Origin of the sequence: Pelagimonas sp. (genome assembly GCF_050633425.1) — a bacterium.
GTDB lineage: Bacteria > Pseudomonadota > Alphaproteobacteria > Rhodobacterales > Rhodobacteraceae > Pelagimonas.
In genome coordinates, this window is the sequence record NZ_JBOEGM010000019.1 from 45,520 (window position 1) to 68,500 (window position 22,981).

Consider the following 22,981-nt stretch of genomic DNA (forward strand, 5'->3'; position numbering starts at 1 on the left):
GAAAGTTTTATCGGCCCAAACCGCGCCACGACGTATGCAAGAGACGCATTAAGAAACTGATTCAAACCCATGGCCGAAAACGGGAATCACCGATCTGCCCCGCCCCGTTCTGAAACACCTGCCACGAGAACTTTGTAAGCTCGAAAATCGCGAATTTTTCATTTAAGCATTTATTTTCAGTGACTTATGCGGAATTTTGTGATTTGTGACTTTCCAACGCGCCTTGCAAATGCAGGAATCTGTTGCAAAACACGCCGCTTCTTGCTTAAAGAAACGATAAATAAGGCGCTGACGGAAAACAGCGTTACCCTAAAAGGGCAGACATGGCGGATCAAATCCATATAAACACCCGCATTCGCGAGAATGCGGAGAACCTGAGTGCGGCTCTCGAAGACCACATGCTCAAGGTCTTTGCCCCCGACGCGCGCAAGGAATTGCGCCTGTTCTCTGCGGGCGAAGCGGCCGAGCTGTTGGGTATTTCAGCGAGCTTTCTGCGCAAGTTACATTTTGACGGTAAAATCGGCGATGTCCACACGACTCCGGGCGGACGGCGACACTATTCGGCCTCAGACCTGCTGAAAATCCGCGAGACGCTTGAAGGGACCACCAAGACCAAAGGCTCCTACCAACGAGGCCGAAAAGATGGGGACAAGGTTCAGGTCTTATCCTTTTTGAATTTCAAAGGGGGATCCGGCAAAACAACGTCGTCGATCCACAATGCCCAGCGGTTTGCGCTCAAAGGCTACAGGGTACTGTGCGTCGATATTGATCCGCAGGCGTCTTTGACGACACTGTTTGGCTATCGTCCCGAATATGACTTTTTGCAGTCGGGCACGATTTACGATGCCATCCGCTATGACGACCCCCTCCCCCTCTCTTCGGTGATCCAAGAGACGTTCTTCACCGGCATTGATCTCGCCCCTGGCGGGTTGATGTTGCAAGAGTTTGAACATGAGACGCCTCAGGCGCTTTTGGGCAACGTCCAACCACCGTTTTTCGCCCGTATGGCTGCGGTTTTGCAGGAGGTTGAGGACCAATACGACGTCATTATCTTCGATTGCCCGCCGCAATTGGGGTATCTGACCATGTCGGCCCTATGTGCCTCGACCGGGATTGTGATCACGGTTGTGCCAAACATGCTCGATATCGCCTCGATGTCGCAGTTTTTGCAGATGAGCGCCGACCTGTTGGATGTTGTCTCTGAAGCGGGAGCGCGCATGGAGTTCGACTTTTTGCGCTTTCTGATCAACCGCTATGAACCCAATGATGGCCCACAACAACAGGTGGTTGCCTTCTTGCGGCAAATGTTCGGCGATGAGGTAATGGTTGCCCCGGTTCTAAAGTCTACAGCGATCTCGGATGCGGGTCTAACACACCAGACTTTGTACGAAGTTGACCGATCCCAGTTCAATCGCAACACCTATGATCGCGCGGTGGATTCACTCAACACCGTCAATGATGAAGTTGAGGCCCTCGTTCAACAGGCATGGGGACGCTAATGGCACGCAAAGGCATCTTAACACCCGGTTTGACCACCAAACCCGACCGCCCCAAGACGCAGATGATGCCACGGGGCGCGGTTGGCGCATTGCAAAGCTCGCTCAGTAAACTGCAGGAAAATGCCGTGCAGGAAATCGATGCCAGTTTGATTGACGACGCGGGTGTCGAAGACCGCCTTGGAATCGATGATTTGGCGCAAGATCAGCTGAAACAGAGTCTAAATACCTACGGTCAACAGGTTCCGGTTTTGTTGCGTCCACACCCAACGACACATGGCCGGTTTGAAATCGTTTATGGCCGCCGCAGGTTGATGGCGCTGCGTGCGCTTGGCCTGCCGGTCAAAGCCATGGTGCGGCAACTTGATGATCATGCGCTGGTGATGGCGCAGGGGCAAGAAAACACCGCGCGACAGGATCTGAGCTTTGTTGAGAAGGCCAGTTTTGCGGCCCAACTGCAGGACGCAGGATATGACCGGCAGACAATTTGCGATGCGCTGTCGATCGACCTCCCGATGGTGAGCCGAATGCTCAAGGTCGGGTCAGCCTTTGACATGGATTTCCTGCGCTCCATCGGGTCGGCCCCTGGAATTGGGCGCGAGCGGTGGTTGGCGCTCGTGAAGCTGTTTGAAGACACATCGGCCCAGGCGCGGGCCAAGGCCTATACAAACGACCCGGATTTTACGACGTTAACATCTGATCAACGTTTTGAGGCCGTGTATACGCATGCCCAAGGCCTACAGGAGCGCGCCAAGCCCCCTGCCCCGTCCTCCCAGACGCTTGCCGGCGCTGATGGCACCGAGTTGGCAGAAATGAAACGCACAGGCAAAGGGCTTTCGCTGGTTATCTCTTCGAAGGCCACAGATGGATTTGATCAGTGGATGGAGCAAAATGCCCAGACGTTGATCAGCGAACTTCACGACCGCTGGCAAAAAGACCGGTCGGAAGACAACGAGAGCAGAAATTAACAATGGAGGCACGAGCAGCCGGATAAAAGAAAAGCCCCCCAGAACTACGTCTAGAAGGCCCTTCTCGATCTTTGCACTTTTGAGATAGCCGCTCGACCTGACTCCTGTCAACTCTATGTGTGAGCATAGGGCCGGGTTTTCTTTGTCCTTCGTGAAATTTACATGAAAATGACGACCCAAACCGAATTTGGGCGGCAGGATAGCTGTGTCCAGATCCCTAACGGTCCGGACAAATGGGCGCTTCTTAAAGATCTCAGTGAAGGTGCCGACAGCTTTGGCCTGTCGCATCGCAGCCTGGGTGTCTTGAAGGCCCTCTTGACGTTTTTGCCTGATCGCGCCCTCCCCTTGCAGCCCAACGCCGCAATCGTCTTCCCGTCGAACCGGACCCTTTCGGACCGGCTTAATGGGATGCCCGAAAGCACCCTGCGTCGTCATTTGGGCCATCTGGTTGCCGCAGGTGTGATCACCCGCCATGCGAGCCCCAATGGCAAACGCTATGCCCGTCAGGTCCGTGGCCACGTTGACATCGCGTTTGGGTTTGATCTCTCGCCGCTTGCCTGGCGTGCCGATGAAGTTGCCGACGCCGCACTCCTTGCGCGTGAAACCCGCGAGCGTTGCAAAAGCCTTCGGGATCGTCTGATGGCCCTTCGGCATACGTTATTGTCTCACGCGATTGAGCCTGACCAAGACCTCAACAAACTCTTGCGCCGGAAATTGTCACCCGAACAACTTGAAGCTCTGATCGAGACACTGGTTGCCCAATTACCAGACGTGGAAAACCCTGTGGAACCTGTTGTGGACACAGCCAAAATGAACACCGCTGCCAACCAAAATGAGCGGCACATACAAGATACAATTAAATCTGATTTTGACTCTGAAGGTGACCGATCTCTTGAGATGTCGCCTGAGGAGATCATGGAACAATGCAAAGAAACCCAAGCGCTCTTTCCTGATAGGGTGCGAACATGGCAGGACTTGCACACAATTGCCAATCAGCTTGCGCCGATGCTGGGTATAAATCAGCCCGTGTGGCATGAAGCTTTGCAACGCCTTGGCCAAGTTCCAGCCGCCATTGCGGTTTTGAGCATCCATGAACGGCTGTCTACGATCCGCTCGCCGGGGGCGTACTTGCGTTGTTTGGGTCAAAAAGCGGCCATGGGGCGGTTTAGTGTTTTGCCCATGCTAAAGGCTCTCCAACACACCAAGGCGCAAAATTGTCAGCTGACAATTTGAGTGAACCTAAGAGACCAAGACAAAGGCAAGGCTTTGGGATGCGGAGCGTAGTAGGTGATGATTGGGCAATTTGGAGGCGCAATTGTCAGCTGACAATTTTCGCGATGATTGGATTAGGGCAGGCGGGCACGCTGAATATTGGTGACCCGTGTCCTTGATTATCTCAATCCAGCGTAGCCATATCCACAATGGCATCATTGGCCTATAGGGGCGCGACCAAACATCTAGACGTCAGGTTTGGATCATCAAGCGGTTTCAGAACACAAAACATACCGTCTCACTCTTGGTTTGACGAAACGCAAATAAAATTGCCTTGGTTTTCCTGTAGGCGCTTGGACACCGCGAGGGCAATGTCTTCGCAAACAGCGTATTCAACACTCTTTGGGGCACCTGAGACCAAGAGGAATTCGGCTTGCCTCAAAAAACGGCCGCCCATCAAAGGCGGCCGTTGAACGATTTCGGAATTGTCAGACGGCTAGAAATTCACTTTAGATAGTCGAGCCATGGCGACTGTTCCGCGATCATGTGATCCACCAAAGTATCCATCCCTTTTGACTTAGTGACCACGGGATCAACCAGCAAAGCTTGGACCGCAAGGTCACGACTTTCATTCAGGATGGCTTCCGCTGTCATGTCATGAATGCCGATCTGATTGGACAACAGTCCCCGGATGCCCGCCGGGATGTCGACGCTGATACCATGCACCCCGTTTTCGTCGACAATTGCAGGAACCTCGACGCAAATCCAATCGGGAAGATTGGGGATGTAACCCTTGTTCGGGATATTCACGGCGGCTTCCTCGTAAGAGGGGGCCCCGGTGAGGGCCTCCATAATCGGAACCACACGTTCTTTTAAGGTGTCTTCAATCACCGGATCGGTCTTGCCAAGGAAGTTGCGATAATAGGTGTAGAAATCCAAAATGCCCTGATGGTCAGAGCAATCATGTGCCCATTGGATATATTCCCCAAAGTGGCTGTCATATGTAATTGGCAAGGCCCCAAACGTCTCGAGCACATGTTTAAACAACCATCGGTCGGACCATGGACGGACGGTTTCAATCTGGCTGAGATCCACGTCCATCCAGCCTTCGGTTTCAATCGACGCTCCGGTTTTACGCGAAGCTTGCAAGATTTCGGAATACCCCGGTTTGCTGCCGAAATAGGCGGCTGCCTTGGCCCGAACATCGTCATAAGCGCTGGAACCATCCCTGAGATAGGTGACATCCGTCATGACGGAAAAGTGGTTGAGGCCACCGGCGCGGTAGCTGATCTCAGAGCGATCAACGCCCAACAGCGGGGCAAGATGGCGCTCAAGAGAGACGATCTCGTGGCACATGCCCACAAATTCCAGATCGGGGAATTTGCGATGCACCGTGGTACATATCCGGCTCATTGGGTTGGAATAGTTGAACACGGTCGCATCAGGGCAGGTGTCCATGACCTGCTGACAAATGTCCAAAATGGGCGGGATGATCCGCAAGCTATGGAACAGCCCCCCAGGGCCACCATTTTCGCCATAGACCTGGGCGATGCCATATTGCTGTGGCACTTTCCAATCCAGATCCCAAAGGGCAAAACGATCTCCGACTTCGATGGAGATCACCACAAAGCGCGCGCCCTGCAAGGCGGATTTGAGATCTGTTGTGGCGCTGATTGTGTGGTCAAGATCATGGGCTGAAATATGGTTTTGGGCCACGTGCAGCGTGCGTTCAGCCGCCGCAAGGTTGATATCATGCAGCACAATTTCCGCGCCGCTGAGGTGTGTGCTCTGGAAAATATCTCCGAGCATACCCGTGCCGAATTGGAGGCTTCCCGCCCCGACAAGAACAATCTTGGTCATAGTCTCTGTCCTGTTTTGTGCGCTATGCACGTCTTGTTGAAAGGTTATCGAATGGCCCGATCAAGGGCGTCAAAACGGTGGGCATGGCCGGGCTGCGGATGCAGGCCAAGCGCCGTGCCGATGGGGGTGGTCTGTTTGCCGGATCGTCGAACAATCAGGGGGTCACTCGCTCCGATGTCTACAAACAGGTAGTGGTCTGATCCGAGGTTCTCGGCATGCACCACGTTGCCGTTCCAAAGCCCGTCGGACGGCTTGCAAATCTCAATATGTTCGGGCCGAATGCCGTAAGTGGAACAGTTATGCGCGGCGGCCAATCCATCAGTGAGAAGGTTCATTTTGGGCGAGCCTATGAACCCTGCAACAAAGACGCTGTCGGGTGCGTCGTATAGCTCTTCTGGGGTGCCCACCTGTTCGACCAAACCATCACGCAGCACACAAATCCGGTCTGCGAGGGTCATGGCCTCGACTTGGTCATGGGTCACATAGATCATTGTCACCCCGTCCATGTCGTGGTGCAGCTTGGCAATTTCCAACCGGGTTTGAACGCGCAGCGCCGCGTCGAGGTTGGACAAGGGTTCGTCGAACAAAAACACCTGCGGGTCGCGCACAATGGCGCGGCCAATGGCAACACGCTGACGCTGCCCGCCTGACAATGCCTTGGGCTTGCGATCAAGCAGGTGGTCGATTTGCAGCATCTCGGCCGCAGTGGTCACCCGAGCGTGCATGTCCTCTTTCGAAGACTTGGCCAGCTTCATCCCGAATGCCATGTTTTCAAACACGGTCATATGCGGGTAAAGCGCGTAGCTTTGGAACACCATGGCGATACCGCGTTTGGACGGGATATGGTCGTTGACCCGGATGTGGTCAAACTCGAGATCACCATCGGTGATCTCTTCCAGACCGGAAATCAGGCGCAATAGGGTGGATTTTCCGCACCCGGACGGGCCGACAAAAACCATGAATTCGCCTTTGCGGATTTTCAAATCGACGCCCTTGATCACGTCAAGCGCACCATAGCTTTTGCGCAGGTTTTTCAGCTCTATCTCAGCCATGTCAGGTTATCCTTTGACGCCGCCGGCGGTGAGGCCAGCCACGATTTTGCGTTGAAAGATCAAAACGAGAATGATGAGCGGCACAGTCACAATGACCGACGCGGCCATGAGCGTGCCCCAAGGGGTTTCAAACTCGCTACTGCCTGAGAGCAGCGCGATGGCCACCGGAACGGTGCGCTGGGTCTCGGAGGCGGTGAAGGTGAGGGCAAAGAGGAACTCGTTCCACGCACCGATAAAGGCAAGCAACCCGGTGGTGACGAGGGCAGGCCACATCAGAGGCAAGAACACTTGGGTGATGATGTTCCACGGGGTGGCCCCGTCGATGATCGCTGCTTCTTCGATCTCAATCGGCAGGTCGCGCATAAATGTGGTCAACACCCAGACCGTAAAGGGCAGCGTGAAGATCGTGTAAGACAGGATCATCGCCCACGGGGTGTTGTAGATGCCCAAGGCCCGCACCAATTCGAACAACCCGGCCAGCACGGCGATTTGGGGAAACATTGAAACAGCGAGGATCGACATAAGCAACAAGCCGCGGCCGCGAAATCGAACACGGGCCAGCGCATAAGACGCCGTGACCGCAAGGAACATCGCAAAGCCAACCGTTAGCCCGGCGATCAGAACCGAGTTCCAAATGCTGCGGGCGAAATTTGGATTGGACAGCACGTCGATGTAGTTGCTGAGGTCCAGAGAGGTGGGGAGGTAATCAACCTCAAACAGGGCGGTGCCGGTTTTCAAGCTGGTGATGATGGCATAGTAAAACGGAAAGACTGCGAGGATTACAATCACACAGACAATGGCATAAAAACCTATATTTTTCAGACGCTTATTCATTGAGACTGATCCCCGGAGAGGTCAACTTTGCCCAGCCAGATATAGGCGCTGACAAATACAGCGATCAGCGCAAACAACAGCGTTGATTGTGCCGATCCATAGGCAAATTTGTCGAAATCGATTAGGTTTTCACGGGCGATGACGGACATGGTCTTGGTCGCTTTGGAATTTGGGGTCAGGACATAGATCAGGTCGAACACCCGGAGCGCGTCGAGCATCCGAAAGATCACGGCCACCATCAGCGCCGGGCGGATCAAGGGCAGGGTGACGCGTAAAAACACGCGAATAGGGTGGATGCCATCGACACGGGCGGCTGCGTAGATGTCTTTGGGCACCATCTGCAATCCGGCAAGGCATAACAGCGCCATAAAGGGCGTGGTCTTCCAAACATCGACAATCAGGACTGCGGTCATGGCGGTGTCGACATTGGCGGTCCAGGCGATTTTTGCGTCGATCAAACCAAGTTTGAGCAGCAGATCGTTGATGATGCCAAACTGGTCGTTCAGCATCCAACCCCACATGCGGGCCGACACGATGGTCGGAATCGCCCAAGGGATCAAAATCGCGGCGCGAACCCAGCCCCGGCCGGTGAAATTTTGGTGCAGCACAAGGGCAACGCCCAGGCCCAGAACGGTTTCCAGCCCAACCGAGACAAAGGCAAACCGCAACGTGTTCCAAAAGGCGTTCCACCAGGCGGGATCGGCCAATGTCCCGCGCCAGATCACCCGCCCAGAGGACAGTTTGCGATAGCTCAGATAGTTGTCAAACCCGATCCATTCGCCGCCATAAAGGTTGGTCAATGTTGTGTCGGTAAATGAAAAATAGATGGTGCGCAGCAGGGGCCAAGCGGCGACGAAAAACAGCGCGGCCAGCATCGGGGCCAAAAACCAGAGCGCTGCGCGGCGACGTTGCGCCGTGAGGCTTAGGCCCGCCGATGGTTTTGATGGGGAAGGGGAGGGGGTGCTCATGGCGCGTCCGGAGTTAAGAGGGCAGGGGAGGGTGGCCGGGGATGAGGCCCGACCACCCCACAGGAGTAGGCTTTTACCAGCCGGACCCTTTGAGATCGCTCAGCTCTAGCTCAAGCAGCTCAAGGTTTTCTGCGGCCGTGCCATCCCCGGACAGGGTGTTGTGAACGGCGGACCAAAACTTGGACGACACTTCGTTGTAAGCCCCTTTGGTTGGCGCGGATGGGCGCGGCACAGCCTCCAGGAAAACCTGTTTCCACTGCGGAATAATCGGAACTTCTTTGGCAATGTCGGCGTCCTCGTAGAGCGACATAATCGTAGGTAGGCGGCTGCCAGTCAGAGAGCGAATTTTCTGAGCCTCGGGGCCAGCGAGATACATGGCCAGCGAAATGGCGATGTCCTGATTTTCCGAATATTTTGATACGGCGATGTTCCAACCGCCCAGTGTCGCGGCACTGGTGTCATGATCGCCGCCGGTGGGCAGGGTCGTCACCGCGAACTTGCCCTTAACCGCGCTGTCCTCACTGTTGCCAAGCCCATAAGCATAGGGCCAGTTCCGCATGAAAACAGCGTTGCCTGTCTGCCAAACACCGCGCGCTTCTTCTTCCTTATAGGCCAGCACACCTTCGGGAGAGATTGTGCCCGGCCAGGTGGCGACAAAATCAAGAGCGGCGATGGCCTTGTCGTTGTTAATCGAGATATCGCCGTTTGGCTCTACGATTTGACCGCCACCAAAGCTCTTGACCCATTCCAGCGCATTGCATGTCAGGCCTTCATAGGCGTTGCCTTGCCAAACGAACCCCCACAGATCATCGTTGCCTGCTGCCCGCTCGGCGTCTTGGATTTTTTGCGCGGTCTGGGTGAGCTCCTCCCAGGTTTCTGGGACGCTGGCACCGTGCTTTTCCAGAAGATCAGAGCGGTAATACAAGGCCGGCGCATCGGTATAGAGCGGTAGAGCAACCAGTTTGTCGCCAACGGTTTGGCTTTGAACGATGGATGGGAAGTGGCTTTGCATCAGCTCACCAGCGACCTCGGACAGATCGACCAGTTGCTCGGCCAATTGCGGGGCCCAAATCACATCGGTCTGATACAGGTCGATGTCGCTGTTTCCAGCAGCAAGCCAGAGACGATATTGACCAAATTGGTCGGTTGATGACGCGGGCATCGGCACCAGAGTGACTGTGTGGCCGGTGGAGGCTTCCCAGGGTTTGACGATCGCTTTGAAATCTTCGATGCGGCTGCCGGTGATCCCGGATGCCAGGGTCACCTCGTCGGCTAGGGATGTCGTGGCAATGGCCGTCACTGCGGCAGCACCGAGCAAATGGCGCGTGATGGATGTGGTCATGTTTTCCTCCTGTTAAGGTCAGGCCCTCCTGCCTGACCGAAACGTTTCGGAATCACGGATAGAAGAATCCGAAACGTTTCGGATTTATGGTTGGCACAGAGTTAAACTGTCAAGATGCTTTGTGAAAAACTGGGTTAGCTTGGGGCCGCTGAGGAGGCTCGAACGATAAACTCAAACTCGGCAACATGTTGACGTGCAACACTTTCATCGCCTCGAATTTCGGCGCATAAAATATCTGCCAGAACGGACCAGCTTTCGGAAAACGCGGATTTGGTCACGGTCAAAGACGGGTAAAAAGCCGATCCGCGAATGTCGTGCAATACGTCATCATGGGCGACAACCGAAACGTCTTCGGGAATGCGTAATCCCATAGCCTGAAGGGCAGTATAGGCGCCCTTGGCCAGCAAGATGCTCCCGCATATCAAGGCCGTGGGGCGATTTTGCTCATCTTCAAACAGGCGGGCGGTCGAAATCATACCGTTGCCTTCGGTCATCTGGGTGTTGACCACCAAAGACGGATCAAATGGCAGGCCAGCAGCAGACAACCCTGCCTGATACCCTTGGGTTCGGTATTCGGTATAGGCCTGACCCGGAATAGCATTCAACATGGCAATCCGTTTGTGTCCAAGCTCGGTCAGATGGGTGACATGCCTGCGCGCCACCTCAAAATTGTCGATGTCGAAATAGGGATGCGTGGCGTCGGGCTGAGCGCGCCCATGCATGACGAAAGGCGACCCCAGCGTTTCCAGCAAGGTGACACGCGGATCGTTCAGCTTGGCATCAATCAAAATGAACCCGTCAAATGCGCCGCTGGCCGAGGCTTGCCGGTAAACTGGCAAAGCGTCGCTTCCGGGGGGCATCATTTGCAGGACAAATTGCATACCGCGCTCGAAAAACTCATTCGACAGTCCCGAAATGGTTTCCAAAACCGACAAGTCAGCGGGGCCAGACAGCCCACCCGGTCGGATCAAGGACACCAAACCGCTGCGGCCGGTCACAAGGGAACGGGCGGATTGATTAACAACATAGCCGAGTTCACGCGCCGCCATATGGACCCGTTCAGTGGTGGCTTCGCTTACATCGGAATGGTTGTTCATCGCCCGGCTGACCTGAGTGACGGACAGTCCGAGATGTTTGCTGATATCCTTGAGCGTGGCCATGGTTGAAAGCAATGGCATACCGTTTTGCAAAAGAAAACCATTAGGTGCAGGGCGGAGCCAGCAGGGATTTATTCGCATCGCACTGAGTTTGAAGAACCGGCACGCTAGCTATTCTGTTATTTCTCTTGCATGTTTGCGACAACAGCCCCCATCCCACTAGGATCGCCTTTACCATGACCGACATTCTTCTTGCTGCCTTTGTGTTTCTTGTCGCGGGTGTGATCGCTGTGCCGATTGCGTCTCGTCTTGGCCTTGGCTCTGTTTTGGGTTTTTTGATTGCGGGGATCGCGATCAGCCCGATCTTGGCGTGGCTACATGTGGATGTGGTCTCGATCCAACATTTCGCCGAATTTGGTGTGGTTATGATGCTGTTTTTGGTCGGGCTTGAGCTTGAACCCAAAATGCTTTGGGAGATGCGCGCCAAACTTTTGGGGCTTGGTGGCGGGCAGGTGGGGCTGACCACGCTCTTGGTTATGGGCGTTGCGATGGCCTTTGGCCAACCTTGGACGGTTGCATTGGCGATTGGGCTTGTCATGGCGCTTTCGTCGACGGCTATTGTCTTGCAAACATTGGGTGAAAAAGGGCTGATGCGCAGCGACGGCGGCCAATCCAGCTTTTCGGTTTTGCTGTTTCAAGACATCGCTGTGATCCCAATGTTGGCTTTGATTCCGCTGCTTGCTATGCCTGAACTGGTCGACGCGTTGGCGCATGGTTCCCATGGCGACGATGGTCATGGTAGCTCACTTAGTCTGGTGGACGGACTACCGGGGTGGGGTGTTGCGCTGGTCACCCTTGCGGCGATTGCGGGGGTGATTGTCATCGGATCGCATCTCACGGGCCCGATCTTTCGATTCATTGCAGCCGCTCAACTTCGCGAGCTGTTTATTGCGGCAGCTTTGATGATTGTTATCGGCATTGCGCTCTTGATGTCGCTGGTCGGGCTTTCGCCCGCCTTGGGCACGTTTTTAGCGGGTGTTGTTTTGGCCAACAGCGAATACCGGCACGAGCTCGAAAGTGACATTGACCCGTTCAAAGGCCTCTTGCTTGGTTTGTTTTTTATGACCGTCGGGGCGGGCATCAATTTTGGCCTGTTGTTTGACAACTTCGCTATGATCCTAGGGCTGACGATTGGATTGATGGTGGCGAAATCAGCCGTTCTCTATGCGCTGGCTGTGATGTTCAAGCTGCGCGGTGCCGATCGCTGGCTTTTCAGTCTTGGCTTGGCCCAAGCGGGTGAATTTGGCTTTGTCCTGCTTGCGTTTACCGTTTCGAGCGCAGTCATTCCCGGTGATCTCGCCCAGATTTTGCTTTTGATTGTCGCCTTGTCGATGTTGCTCACGCCAGCACTGTTTATTCTGTTTGACCGTGTCGTTGCTCCGCGTTTTGTTCAATCGGAAGCGCGGGAAATGGACGCCATCGAAGAGCGATCAAACATCATCATCGCAGGGCATGGTCGCGTCGGAGGTTTGGTGGCGCGGGTGCTACGCGGATGTGGGATGGCACCGACAGTGATTGATTTTTCTGCGCACCAGCTTGAAATGATCAAAGCTTTTGATTTGAAAGCCTACTATGGCGACGCGACCCGCCCGGATTTGCTTCATTCCGCCGGGGTGGCCGACGCCAAGCTGTTTGTGATTGCCATTGATGACAAAGAGCGGACGACCGAATTGGTCAAATATCTGCGTCACCATTACCCAGATTTGCATATCGTAGCCCGTGCGATGGACCGCAATCATGTGTACGACCTGTGGGTCGCCGGGTGCCGCGATATCATTCGCGAAACCTATGACAGTTCCATGCGCATGGGGCGCTCATCAATTGAAGCATTGGGATATTCCCGCACGCAGGCGGACCAGATGGTCGAAGCTTTTAACGAGCTTGACCGTCGCTTGATGCTTGATGCGGCGGCACATTATGACCCGGACATTCCGCCAATGGAAAACGAGAAATATGTGGCGTCAATCCGTGACCAACGCGAGGATTGGGAGGCAGAGTTGAGCGCAAGGATGCAGGCCATAATGACCGGTTCAACTGAGTCCAAATCATGAGCACCGCACAGGCAAAGTTCCTTAGTGGAAACCTGACCGGCCACATCGTCACCATGTCGCTTACAGCGGCTGTCGGGTTTATCGCGCTGTTTGTGGTCGACCTCGTCGATATGTTGTTCATCGCAATGCTTGGCATCGAGGAACTGGCGGCTGCGGTCGGTTTCGCCGGAACGATTTTGTTCGTGACAACGTCGCTGTCCATCGGGCTTGGGATTGCGGGCGGGGCCTTGGTTGCCAAGGCGTTGGGCGAAGGGAACCCAGAGCGCGCCCGAGAATTGTTGACGCATGTCCTGGTGGTCGGTTTTGCCTTTGCGGTGGTTGTGGCCATTTTGATCTACCAAAATCTGGCTGCGTTGACCGGCCTTGTTGGGGCAACCGGAGAAACGCAAAACCTTGCCGTTTCCTTTCTACAGATTCTGGTTCCCACCATGCCCATTGTATTGATTGCGATTGTGGCGTCTGCAGCCCTGCGCAGCCATGGCGCGGCAAAACTTTCGATGATGGCGACCCTTAGCGCGGGGATCATCAATGCTGTGCTTGATCCGATCTTTATATTTGGGCTCGATATGGGGCTCGAAGGCGCGGCCTGGGCTTCGGTGGCCTCGCGGTTTACGATGGCAGGGGTGTCGTTTTGGTATCTGGTTCGGCGCTATGGCGGGATGACTCTTTTGTCACCGGCGGCGTTGATAAAGGATCTCAAGCCGATAGCAGCCATCGCATTGCCGGCCATGCTGGCCAATGTCGCCACCCCTATTGGCGGCGCATATGTTACAAGAATTGCAGCAGAATTTGGCGAAGCAGCCGTCGCGGGAATGGCGATCATCGGGCGCGTGACCCCGGTGGCTTTTGCCCTGATCTTTGCCATGTCCGGTGCCATTGGTCCGATTATAGGCCAAAACTTCGGAGCCAAACAGCACCGTCGGGTGCGCAGCGCTTTTAACCGCTCCGTCGTGCTGATCATCGTATATGTGTTCCCGGTTGTTGGGGTCCTATACCTCACCCGTGACGTTGTGGCGGACGTGTTCAACGCGACCGGCGTGGCGCGCGATTTGATCTTTCTGTTTTGCGGGCCGTTGTCATTGTTATGGATATTCAACGGCATCATATTTGTTGCCAATGCGTCGTTTAACAACCTGGGCCATCCGTTCTATTCCACCTGGGTGAATTGGGGGCGCAACACGCTTGGGGTGATCCCGTTTGTCTATGTGGGGGCCCAATATTGGGGCGCCGCTGGTGTGCTGATCGGGCAAATGGCGGGAGGGGTCTTTGTTGCGATTGTCGCGATTGTCATGGCCGAACATGTCATGCGCAAATCAGAGCGTGATCAAGATTGCCCCACAGATCGTCCAGATTTTTCCGGCCACCGCCGCCTCTTTACCATACTGAATCATCGCAGATAAATGGGCAGGCGGGCCGTTGGAGTCAGGCGTCGACGGTGCCTAGAAGCTCAGCAAAGCTGTTAAAGAACTTCGCGGCCAGCTTTTTGGCCGTGCTCTGGACAAGACGCGAGCCAAGTTGAGCAAGTTTACCACCGATCTCGGCCTTGGCTGTATAGGTTAAAACCGTTTGGCCATTCTCTTCGCGAAGAGTGACATCGGCCCCGCCTTTGGCATGCCCTGCCGCGCCGCCATTGCCTTGACCGCTCAGAGAGAACGCGTTTGGCGCACCGGATATGTCAAGCTCAACCGTGCCGCTAAAACGGGCTTTGACAGGTCCAACTTTGAGGACGACTTTGGCCTCAAGATTCGTGTCTGAATGCTTGATCAACTCTTCGCAGCCGGGGATACATTGGCGCAGGATGTTGGGGTCGTTCAGCGCGTCATAGACGCGGGCCATCGGTGCGTTGATGGTTATTTCGTCATGAAGGTCCAAGTGGAATGTCCTTTTTTGGGCGTTGGGCGCGATTGGCGACTAGCAGCAGGGAAATTTGACCGAAGCCAAAATGTCGGCCTGTTCCTTGCTGAGCGGTTTGTAGGCAAAGCGTTTCAATGTGCGGATGAGCAGGCGTTTCATGAAAAATTCCCTTTTGATTCAGAGTGTGGGCCACGTTGGTCGCGGCGGCGCTCTTGGGTCAGTTGCGCCAAAATGGATAGGGCGATTTCGTCAGGTGTGACCGCGCCGATTGCCAGACCTGCGGGGGCCTGAACCCGGTCCAAAACCGACTGCGCCAGACCGTCGGCCAGCAGCTTTTCAGAGAGCGCTGCGAATTTGCGACGACTGCCGACAAAGGCGACAAACGCACTCGGTAAGGCCAATGCGGCTTTGAGGCTGGCGAGATCGTTCTTGCCTTGGGTGGCCACAACGATCATGCGCCCGGCGCTGGCTGTTCGTTGGGGGCTGGGGGCGGTGGCTGGTCCGCTCAGAACAGCCCATTGAAACTGCGAAGACAGCCGCGCCAGCGATTGGGCAACCGGGGCGTCGCCGTAGATGACCAGTTCGGGCAAAGGCAGTACCAATTCGACGAAAATATCCATCGACCCTTTGGACGGGCAGCCGTTGCGGGCAAATTGCACCCCTTCGACGTCATCGCCCGGCGCTATGCCCTTTTCATCCAGTAAATCCTGTGGGTGCAGTGAAATGAGCTGTGGTGTGCCGTCTGCCAAGGCGCGTTTGGTGGCTTTCGCGATGGCACCGCGCACACAGCCCCCGCCGATCCAGCCTTGCAAAATCTCGCCTTGCGCATCGATCAACGCCTTGGCGCCCGGTTTTGCCGCCGTCGCCCCCAAGGTTCGGATCACGGTTGCAATTGCAAAGGGTTCGCCCTTGGCGCGCAGTTTTTCTGCGAGCTCTGCGATTTCGGGGTTGGTCATGTCGGCGGGCATCATAGGTGGGTCAGCTCCTGTTCGAGCGCGGCAAAATCAGCCAAACGGTTGGCCGGAAAAAAGAGATCAAGATGGGGCAGGGCGGCAGCCATTCCTTGGGCCACGGGTGCGTAGCCGGCCCACCCCTTGAGCGGGTTGAGCCAGATGATCTTGCAGCCGCGCTTTTTGAGGCGCTCAAGGGCGGTGCCAATCAGCTCAGGCGTGTCCGTGTCATAGCCATCGGACAATATCAAAACGACCGTGCGACCATCCACAAACCGGCGCGCATACGTCCGGGTAAATTGGTCAAGCGACGCCCCGATTTTGGACCCGCCTCCAAAGCCATCGGCCAGAACCGACAGCCGCCCAAGTGCCCGCAGCGCGTCTTTGTCACGCAAAGCTTCGGCAATGCGCACGAGGCGGGTGTGAAACAGATAGGCATCGGCGGTTTTATCGGCGCGCATAAGCCCTGCGATAAAAGCCAGAAACACCTGTGCGTAGCTGGTCATCGACCCCGACACATCACACAGGGTGACGATTTTCAAAGGCCGATCCGGGCGTTGTTTGCGTGGCAGGTGCATAGGTTCGCCCCCGGTGGCAAGGCTCTGGCGGATCACTTTGCGAAAATGAATGTGATCGCCTTTGCGCGCCTGCTTGCGACGGCGTGATCTTTGGTGTCGCAGCGCTGTGCCGAGCCGCTCCGCGATCTTTTGCGCTTCGGCTATGTCCTCAGGTTGAACCAGATCGCGCAGGTCCTTTTTCAGAGTGGCCTGATGCAAACTGGCCTGCAAACGACCCTCACCATCGGCCTGCGCGTCTCCCTCGCCTGCATCTGGCGTGCTTGGCGTTCCCGTCCCTGTGTCGGCGTCCTGCCCCTTGGCCTTGCGTGAACTGTGAACATGGTCGGAGGCGGGAGTTGGTACGGGAATTGTCTTCTCTGCGACCCGCCCACCATTAAGCCAAAAGGCGTTGAACAGATCGTCGAACCGTTCGGTATCCTCGGGGCCGCTACAACAAATCGACCGCAAGGCGTGGCGGGTTTGATCTGGATCGACGGCCTGAATGTGGGTGAGGGCGGACAATCCGACACCGGTTTCAGCAACACCAAGACGGAGCCCATTGGCGCGCAGATGGTTCATAAACCCGGCCATGCGTGCGGCGGGGCCAGGGTCTTGGGCCGCGAATTTGGTGACCCGGCTCATGCTGCTTTGCCAGCAAGGCGTTGTGCTACTTCCGTCGTAATATTGGCGCGATCCCCTTGGGTTTTGAGCAAAGTCGCAAGGCTGGCCTGCAAGATCGTCGGATCCTGGGTCAGGTCGTTGATGCCCAGGCCCGACAAAGCGGCGGCGAAATCCAGCATCTCGGCAATGCCGGGCTTTTTCTCAAGGTCTTCTTTGCGCAAAGACTGGACGAAACCGATGATTTGCTCGGCCAAATGCGTTTCGAGGTCTCGGCAGCGTGTCTTGAGAATTGCCAATTCAGTGGCGCGATCAGGATAGGCGACATGGGCATATAAGCACCGGCGGCGCAACGCGTCTGAAAGATCGCGGGTGCCGTTTGCCGTTAGTATGACAATGGGTCGGGTCGTGGCAGTGATGGTCCCGAGTTCGGGGACCGTAATTTGGAAATCTGACAGTATTTCAAGCAAGTAGGCTTCAAATTCCTCATCGGACCGGTCGATCTCATCAATCAATAAAACCGGTGGTTCTGGCTGTCGAATGGCCTTGAGCAAAGGTCGTTCAAGCAAAAACTCTTCGGAAAAAATCCGCGTCTCAACATCCCGACCGGTTTCCCCATCTTCGGCGGCGGCCCGGATCGACAGCAATTGCCGCTGGTAGTTCCATTCGTAAATGGATTGCGCGGCGTCCAAGCCCTCGTAGCATTGTAAGCGGATCAGCTCCGTGTCCCGCACCTGTGATAACACGCGCGCAACGTCCGTTTTGCCGACGCCAGCGGCCCCTTCGAGCAACAAAGGCCGACCAAGCGACAGCGCCAGATGAACGGCCATCGCCAGATCATCATCGGCAATATATCCTTGATCCGCCATGGCGGTTTGCAAGTCTTGAAAGGTCATGGTGTCGTCCGAAAGTGGAAGAGGGGCGGCGCCTGTACCGCCCCGTTTCAGTTAATCATGTAGGCCAAGCTGGTTGGCGGTTTGCCAAATGCGCCAATGATCGTGGGGCATGTTGGTGTGCCGGTTGCCAAAGGCCCGGAACGCATCCTGAACCGCATTCGAGAAACATGGCACACCGCCGACATGGGGGCTTTCGCCCACGCCTTTTGCGCCGATCGGATGATGCGGGCTTGGCGTCACGGTGAAATCGGTTTCGTAATTGGGCACTTCCCATGCGGTGGGCAAGAAGAAGTCCATCAACGTCCCGGTTTTCACATTGCCGATGTCGTCATAGGCAATTTCCTGGCCCAAAGCGACGGCAAGGGCTTCGGTCAAACCACCATGGATTTGCCCTTCGATGATCATCGGGTTGATCCGCGTGCCGCAATCATCCAGCGCATAAAACCGACGGATTTCGGGAACACCTGTATCGACGTCAATGTCCATCACACAAACATAGGCCCCAAAGGGATAGGTCATGTTTGGCGGATCATAGTAGCTCACCGCCTCAAGCCCTGGTTCGATCCCCGGAATGGCTTGGTTATAGGCGGCGTAGGCGATTTCCTTCATCGTCTTGAACTTTTCAGGCGCACCTTTGACCACAAAACGGTCAATGTCGAATTCAACGTCGTCGTCATGCACCTCAAGCAGATAGGCGGCAATCATCTGCGCCTTGGCGCGGATTTTTCGCCCGGCCATCGCCGTTGCCGCCCCCGCAACCGGGGTTGAGCGCGACCCGTAGGTGCCAAGCCCATAAGGCGCGGTGTCGGTGTCGCCTTCCTCGATCGTGATGCTATCGGCGGAAATCCCGATCTCGCTCGCTAGGATTTGCGCAAAGGTCGTCGCGTGACCCTGACCTTGGGAAATCGTGCCCAAACGCGCAATCGCAGACCCGGTCGGGTGGATACGGATTTCGCAGCTATCAAACATGCCCATGCCAAGGATGTCACAGTTCTTGACCGGCCCGGCCCCGACAATCTCGGTAAAGAAGGTCAGACCAATGCCCATCAGCTTGCGGGTTTCACCGCGCTTGAACGCCTCGACCCGTTCGGCCTGTTCCTTGCAGACCGTCATAATCAACGGTCTTCAACGCCTTGTCCCATGCCGTGTGATAATCGCCTGAGTCATATTCCCAACCCAAGGCGGCGGTATATGGGAACTGTTCTTTCTTGATAAAGTTGATGCGGCGCAGCTCGGCGGCATCCATGTCCAACTCAATCGCAAGGACTTCGATCATTCGTTCGATGAAATAAACCGCCTCGGTCACGCGGAAGGAACAGCGATAGGAAACACCGCCCGGTGCTTTGTTGGTGTAAACCCCATCCACGGCCAGATAAGCGACCGGAATGTCATATGACCCGGTGCAGATGTTCATGAAACCCGCCGGGAATTTGGTCGGATCGGCGCAAGCGTCAAACCCGCCATGATCCGCTGTCACATGGCAATGTAAACCGGTGATCTTACCTTCTTTGGTCGCGGAAATTTTGCCGGTCATGTGATAGTCGCGGGCAAAGGCGGTGGACATCAGATTTTCCATCCGATCCTCGACCCATTTCACCGGGACCCCGGTCACAATTGAGGCAACGATGGAGCAAACATAGCCGGGATAGACCCCAACCTTGTTGCCAAAACCGCCGCCGATGTCGGGCGACACAACGCGAATGTTATGCTCTTCGATACCAGACAAAAGCGACGCGACAGTACGCACCACATGCGGCGCTTGGAACGTGCCCCAAAGGGTCAACTTGCCATTGACCTTGTCCATCGACGCCACACTGCCACAGGTTTCAAGCGGGCAGGGGTGAGTGCGATGATAATACATGGATTCCGTGGCAACCACATCGGCATTGTCGATCACCTGATTGGTGCCGCTTTCGTCGCCTTGTTCCCATGTGAAAATATGGTTGTGATGTTTGCGCGGACCGTGCGCGCTTTCGGTTTGACCATCCAGATCAGGGCGCAAAACCACATCGGATTTCAACGATTCAAACGGATCGGTGATCACCGGCAGTTCTTCGTATTCCACCTCAACAAGCTCAACCGCATCGGCGGCCACATAGCGATCGGAGGCGACGACAAAGGCAACTTCTTGGCCTTGGAAAAGCACCTTGCCATCGGCCAGAACCATCTGTTTGTCACCCGCAAGGGTCGGCATCCAATGCAGGTTGAGCGGCGCGAGGTCTTCGGCGGTCAAAACCGCCACAACACCGGGCAGGGCCAGAGCGGCCTCTTTGTTGACAGAGACAACTTTGGCGTGGGCATAGGGCGAGCGCACGAAATCGCCGTGCAACATGCCGGGCAGCTTGATGTCATCGACATAGTTGCCCTTGCCTTGGGTGAAACGGGCATCTTCAACGCGTTTGCGGGAACAGCCCATCCCTTTGAGGTTGGCAGAGCGTTCTTCGCGATCTGGGGTCATATCGTTCATTCCGCTGCCTCCACTTTGGTTTGGCCTACCGCTTCGCTACTTGAGGCCTGCGCGTTAATCTCGCTTGCCGCAGCAAGGATGGATTTGACGATGTTCTGATACCCGGTACAGCGGCAGATATTGCCCGCCATGCCGAACCGAACGTCTTCTTCGCTTGGGTTTGGGTTTTCCTCCAAAAGCTTGGTGGCGCGGGTGATCATGCCGGGTGTGCAGAACCCGCACTGAAGCCCGTGATGTTCGCGAAAACTCTCCTGCAGGACGTGAAGCGCATCAGGGGTGCCGATCCCTTCAATGGTGGTGATCTCGGCCCCGTCGGCCTGGGCAACAAATACGGTGCAAGACTTGACCGATTTGCCGTTCATCGTGACCGTACAGGCCCCGCAATGTGATGTGTCACATCCTACATGCGGGCCAGTGATGTCGAGCTTTTCGCGCAGCGCGTAGATCAGTAATTCGCGTGGCTCAGCAAGGAATTCTTTGTCCTCACCGTTCACGTTCAGTTTGATATGCATTTTGTCAGACATGGTGTTCCCCTTATGCCCGGTCAAAGGCGCGTGCGATGGCGCGGGCCAGTGTGACGGCAGCCACATGGCGTTTGAACGCAACCGGGCCACGGTTGTCCTCGGAAGGATCAATGTCGCCCAGCATGGCGGCGGCCGAGGCATTGATCGCGTCAACGTCGCAAGCGGTTCCGATCAAAGCGGCGGCGGCGGCATCGGACCAAACCGGGACGTCGCTTAGGTTGGTCATAGCGATGGAGGCTGTCGCGACTTTGCCGTCGGATTTTGAGATTTGAACCGCGGCGGCGGCGGTTGCATAGTCACCGATTTTGCGCTTCTGCTTTTCGTAAGCAAAGCCGCCAATGGGCGCGTTAAATTCAACCGAAACCAAAACTTCGTCATCTTCGCGGGCGGTCATATAGGCGGCTTCGTAATAGTCTCGCGCCGCGACCGAGCGTTCGCCTTCGGGCCCGATGAGGTTGATCTGAGCATCAAGGCATTGCATCAAGCCCGGCATATCGTTCCCCGGATCGCCGTTGGCGACATTCCCGCCAACGGTGCCCATATAACGCACCTGGGGGTCGGCGATTTGAAGCGCGGCTTCGCGCAGGATTGGCGCAGCGTTGGAAAGGCCATCGTTGTTGATCAGATCATGTTGGGTGACCATCGCCCCCAACGTGATGCGCCCGCCGGCGATGGTAATGCCGTTCAATCCGTCGACCGCTTGCAGGTCGATCAAATGTGGCACGTCGGCCATGCGCAATTTCATCATTGGAATGAGGCTGTGCCCGCCTGCCATGACACGGGCATCATCGCCATGTTCTTGTAGAATGGCGATCACATCCCCCATGGTTTTGGGCCGATAATAATCGAACGCCGCTGGTATCATTGCTTGTCCTCCCCGACATGCAGTTCATCTGGCTTTGTGATGGGGAGGTGAGGCGAAGGCGCGGCGACCTGCATCAAATATTAACTGAAAAGAGTGGATTTGTGCACGAAGTGCGACATGCATTGCACGAACTGCGAAAGAGGTTAAACGCCCAAAGCGGCGCGCACAGCCTTGAGTCGTGATCGGCTCACCGGAACTTTGGCAAGGTTGGCTGTTTCGAAATGGCACACGCCGTTGTCTTTAAATCTCTCAAACCCAGAGACATGCGCGGGGTTGATCAGATAGCTGCGATGCGTGCGGATAAACGGGCCGGTTTCGAGCCGTTTGGCCGCTTCGGAGATCGACCAGACGCAAAACAGTTTATCGTCGGCGGTATAGAGATACGTGTAATGCCCCTCAGCTCGAATGGCGGCGACAGAGCTGGTGTCTTGGAACAGGGTTCGCCCTTCATGCTCGTAAGGAATTTGTTGGGTCGATAGGGCGGGCTGAGTTTGCTTTGGTGGCTCTGCTTCAGGCGCAGAATGTTTGGGGGCGATGGTGTCGGAAACAGGCGTTTCATCGGGGGTCAGGAATGTCACCCCGGTGAGCAAAAATGCCCCACACAAAACAAAGCTCGAAAGCACGACGCCGATGGCCATAACTTCGTTGCTGATCAACGGGCCGACTTCGGAGAGCACATCAATGGCGACAAAATCTGTGCCGCTCATGGCGACGAAGTGGACGGCAAAAACCGCGAAGCCAAAGAAGAGGGTGCCAAGGACGATATTGCGTTGGGTTCGCTTGCCGTAGGCAATGGCAAAGGCCGCGATGTTCAGAACACATGACGACACAACGGCCAAGGCAATTCCAGTTGGCGAATAGATCGCCTGACACAGCTCCATCGCGGACATGCCAAGGTAGTGCATTGCCAAAACGCCAAGGCCAACAATCACCCCGGCCAGAACCAAAGTGCCACGGGTGCGTTTCCAGAAATGTAGGATCAGCAGCGCAAAACCTACGACTAAGATCGCCACAAGCGCCGAGGTGAGCGTGATCGCTGCGTCATAGAAAAACAAAATCGGCAATTGCAGACCGAGCATGGCCACGAAATGCATCGACCAAATCCCGCCGCCCAAAGCGATGGCGGCCAGAACGATCAGGATTTTGCGATGCGCGACGCTGCGATCTGATAGGCCCTTGGTCAACGACAGCCCGGTAAACCCGGCCATGAGCGCGACCAAAAGCGAGGCAAAAACCAGCACGGGGCTATGAGAGACGTCGAGAATTTGCATAGGCGACCTCTACCTTAACTCGTAACGTCCCCGCAAGTT

General features: G+C 55.7%; 18 protein-coding genes and 1 pseudogene. 5 read left to right on the forward strand and 14 right to left on the reverse strand.

What is annotated here, in order from left to right:
* Window positions 1-323: 323 nt before the first annotated feature.
* The 3 genes from repA to repC all read left to right on the forward strand — a co-directional run bounded on the left by repA (window position 324) and on the right by repC (window position 3,697).
* On the forward strand, window positions 324-1,499 hold the full coding sequence (gene repA / locus ACRBB0_RS15580; protein WP_431375368.1) for a plasmid partitioning protein RepA: 1,176 nt from the start codon (window positions 324-326) through the stop codon (window positions 1,497-1,499).
* The gene (gene repB, locus ACRBB0_RS15585) at window positions 1,499-2,464 is read left to right on the forward strand and encodes a plasmid partitioning protein RepB (RefSeq protein WP_431375369.1); all 966 of its coding nucleotides are present in this window, start codon (window positions 1,499-1,501) and stop codon (window positions 2,462-2,464) included. The genes repA and repB overlap by 1 nt, the downstream gene beginning before the upstream one ends.
* A gap of 162 nt (window positions 2,465-2,626) precedes the next feature.
* Window positions 2,627-3,697 (forward strand): plasmid replication protein RepC, encoded by a 1,071-nt coding sequence (repC, locus tag ACRBB0_RS15590; protein WP_431375370.1) that lies wholly within the window; start codon window positions 2,627-2,629, stop codon window positions 3,695-3,697.
* Window positions 3,698-4,180: 483 nt separating this feature from the next.
* Here repC and ACRBB0_RS15595 read toward each other — a convergent pair whose 3' ends face one another.
* From ACRBB0_RS15595 to ACRBB0_RS15620, 6 genes are all read right to left on the reverse strand, one after another.
* Window positions 4,181-5,536 (reverse strand): hypothetical protein, encoded by a 1,356-nt coding sequence (locus ACRBB0_RS15595; protein WP_431375371.1) that lies wholly within the window; start codon window positions 5,534-5,536, stop codon window positions 4,181-4,183.
* Window positions 5,537-5,580: 44 nt separating this feature from the next.
* Complete coding sequence (locus ACRBB0_RS15600) at window positions 5,581-6,588, reverse strand: ABC transporter ATP-binding protein (protein WP_431375372.1); 1,008 nt, start codon at window positions 6,586-6,588, stop codon at window positions 5,581-5,583.
* A 6-nt stretch (window positions 6,589-6,594) separates the two neighbouring features.
* A complete protein-coding gene (locus ACRBB0_RS15605; RefSeq protein WP_431375373.1) occupies window positions 6,595-7,422 on the reverse strand; it encodes a carbohydrate ABC transporter permease in 828 nt (275 codons plus the stop codon).
* Window positions 7,419-8,390, reverse strand: a complete 972-nt coding sequence (locus ACRBB0_RS15610; RefSeq protein WP_431375374.1) for a carbohydrate ABC transporter permease — start codon at window positions 8,388-8,390, stop codon at window positions 7,419-7,421. Before ACRBB0_RS15610 ends, ACRBB0_RS15605 begins: the two co-directional genes overlap by 4 nt.
* 73 nt (window positions 8,391-8,463) lie before the next feature.
* The gene (locus ACRBB0_RS15615; RefSeq protein ID WP_431375375.1) at window positions 8,464-9,732 is read right to left on the reverse strand and encodes an ABC transporter substrate-binding protein; all 1,269 of its coding nucleotides are present in this window, start codon (window positions 9,730-9,732) and stop codon (window positions 8,464-8,466) included.
* 134 nt (window positions 9,733-9,866) lie between these two features.
* Window positions 9,867-10,910 (reverse strand): substrate-binding domain-containing protein, encoded by a 1,044-nt coding sequence (locus ACRBB0_RS15620; RefSeq protein WP_431375376.1) that lies wholly within the window; start codon window positions 10,908-10,910, stop codon window positions 9,867-9,869.
* 155 nt (window positions 10,911-11,065) lie between these two features.
* On the opposite strand from ACRBB0_RS15620, the gene ACRBB0_RS15625 reads away from it, so the two are divergent.
* Together ACRBB0_RS15625 and ACRBB0_RS15630 are read left to right on the forward strand one after the other, a co-directional pair.
* Window positions 11,066-12,940: a cation:proton antiporter gene (locus ACRBB0_RS15625; protein ID WP_431375377.1), complete on the forward strand. Its 1,875-nt coding sequence runs from the start codon at window positions 11,066-11,068 to the stop codon at window positions 12,938-12,940.
* The gene (locus ACRBB0_RS15630) at window positions 12,937-14,340 is read left to right on the forward strand and encodes an MATE family efflux transporter (protein ID WP_431375378.1); all 1,404 of its coding nucleotides are present in this window, start codon (window positions 12,937-12,939) and stop codon (window positions 14,338-14,340) included. Before ACRBB0_RS15625 ends, ACRBB0_RS15630 begins: the two co-directional genes overlap by 4 nt.
* A gap of 22 nt (window positions 14,341-14,362) precedes the next feature.
* Here ACRBB0_RS15630 and ACRBB0_RS15635 read toward each other — a convergent pair whose 3' ends face one another.
* The 8 genes and pseudogenes from ACRBB0_RS15635 to ACRBB0_RS15670 form a co-directional block, all read right to left on the reverse strand.
* Window positions 14,363-14,812, reverse strand: a complete 450-nt coding sequence (locus tag ACRBB0_RS15635; protein WP_431375379.1) for a CoxG family protein — start codon at window positions 14,810-14,812, stop codon at window positions 14,363-14,365.
* 137 nt (window positions 14,813-14,949) lie between these two features.
* Entirely contained in the window at window positions 14,950-15,765 is an 816-nt protein-coding gene (locus tag ACRBB0_RS15640) for an XdhC family protein (RefSeq protein WP_431375380.1), read from the reverse strand.
* Window positions 15,762-16,943, reverse strand: coding sequence for a vWA domain-containing protein (locus ACRBB0_RS15645; protein ID WP_431375381.1), 1,182 nt, complete (start codon window positions 16,941-16,943; stop codon window positions 15,762-15,764). Before ACRBB0_RS15645 ends, ACRBB0_RS15640 begins: the two co-directional genes overlap by 4 nt.
* Window positions 16,940-17,815, reverse strand: a complete 876-nt coding sequence (locus tag ACRBB0_RS15650) for an AAA family ATPase (protein ID WP_431375382.1) — start codon at window positions 17,813-17,815, stop codon at window positions 16,940-16,942. The genes ACRBB0_RS15645 and ACRBB0_RS15650 overlap by 4 nt, the downstream gene beginning before the upstream one ends.
* Before the next feature lie 51 nt (window positions 17,816-17,866).
* Window positions 17,867-20,282: pseudogene (locus ACRBB0_RS15655) on the reverse strand (aerobic carbon-monoxide dehydrogenase large subunit).
* Window positions 20,279-20,806, reverse strand: coding sequence for a (2Fe-2S)-binding protein (locus ACRBB0_RS15660; RefSeq protein ID WP_431375383.1), 528 nt, complete (start codon window positions 20,804-20,806; stop codon window positions 20,279-20,281). The pseudogene ACRBB0_RS15655 and the gene ACRBB0_RS15660 overlap by 4 nt, the downstream one beginning before the upstream one ends.
* Window positions 20,807-20,816: 10 nt before the next feature.
* Complete coding sequence (locus ACRBB0_RS15665) at window positions 20,817-21,671, reverse strand: FAD binding domain-containing protein (protein ID WP_431375384.1); 855 nt, start codon at window positions 21,669-21,671, stop codon at window positions 20,817-20,819.
* Between the two features lie 143 nt (window positions 21,672-21,814).
* Entirely contained in the window at window positions 21,815-22,942 is a 1,128-nt protein-coding gene (locus ACRBB0_RS15670; protein WP_431375385.1) for an MHYT domain-containing protein, read from the reverse strand.
* Between the last annotated feature and the right edge of the window lie 39 nt (window positions 22,943-22,981).

Coding starts and splice junctions, on each gene's coding strand:
- ACRBB0_RS15660 (WP_431375383.1), bottom strand. CDS start 20,806: ATGTCTGACAAAATGCATATCAAACTGAACGTGAACGGTGAGGACAAA.
- ACRBB0_RS15650 (WP_431375382.1), bottom strand. CDS start 17,815: ATGACCTTTCAAGACTTGCAAACCGCCATGGCGGATCAAGGATATATT.
- repB (WP_431375369.1), top strand. CDS start 1,499: ATGGCACGCAAAGGCATCTTAACACCCGGTTTGACCACCAAACCCGAC.
- ACRBB0_RS15600 (WP_431375372.1), bottom strand. CDS start 6,588: ATGGCTGAGATAGAGCTGAAAAACCTGCGCAAAAGCTATGGTGCGCTT.
- repC (WP_431375370.1), top strand. CDS start 2,627: ATGAAAATGACGACCCAAACCGAATTTGGGCGGCAGGATAGCTGTGTC.
- ACRBB0_RS15645 (WP_431375381.1), bottom strand. CDS start 16,943: ATGAGCCGGGTCACCAAATTCGCGGCCCAAGACCCTGGCCCCGCCGCA.
- ACRBB0_RS15640 (WP_431375380.1), bottom strand. CDS start 15,765: ATGATGCCCGCCGACATGACCAACCCCGAAATCGCAGAGCTCGCAGAA.
- ACRBB0_RS15605 (WP_431375373.1), bottom strand. CDS start 7,422: ATGAATAAGCGTCTGAAAAATATAGGTTTTTATGCCATTGTCTGTGTG.
- repA (WP_431375368.1), top strand. CDS start 324: ATGGCGGATCAAATCCATATAAACACCCGCATTCGCGAGAATGCGGAG.
- ACRBB0_RS15630 (WP_431375378.1), top strand. CDS start 12,937: ATGAGCACCGCACAGGCAAAGTTCCTTAGTGGAAACCTGACCGGCCAC.
- ACRBB0_RS15610 (WP_431375374.1), bottom strand. CDS start 8,390: ATGAGCACCCCCTCCCCTTCCCCATCAAAACCATCGGCGGGCCTAAGC.
- ACRBB0_RS15670 (WP_431375385.1), bottom strand. CDS start 22,942: ATGCAAATTCTCGACGTCTCTCATAGCCCCGTGCTGGTTTTTGCCTCG.
- ACRBB0_RS15620 (WP_431375376.1), bottom strand. CDS start 10,910: ATGCCATTGCTTTCAACCATGGCCACGCTCAAGGATATCAGCAAACAT.
- ACRBB0_RS15625 (WP_431375377.1), top strand. CDS start 11,066: ATGACCGACATTCTTCTTGCTGCCTTTGTGTTTCTTGTCGCGGGTGTG.
- ACRBB0_RS15665 (WP_431375384.1), bottom strand. CDS start 21,671: ATGATACCAGCGGCGTTCGATTATTATCGGCCCAAAACCATGGGGGAT.
- ACRBB0_RS15595 (WP_431375371.1), bottom strand. CDS start 5,536: ATGACCAAGATTGTTCTTGTCGGGGCGGGAAGCCTCCAATTCGGCACG.
- ACRBB0_RS15615 (WP_431375375.1), bottom strand. CDS start 9,732: ATGACCACATCCATCACGCGCCATTTGCTCGGTGCTGCCGCAGTGACG.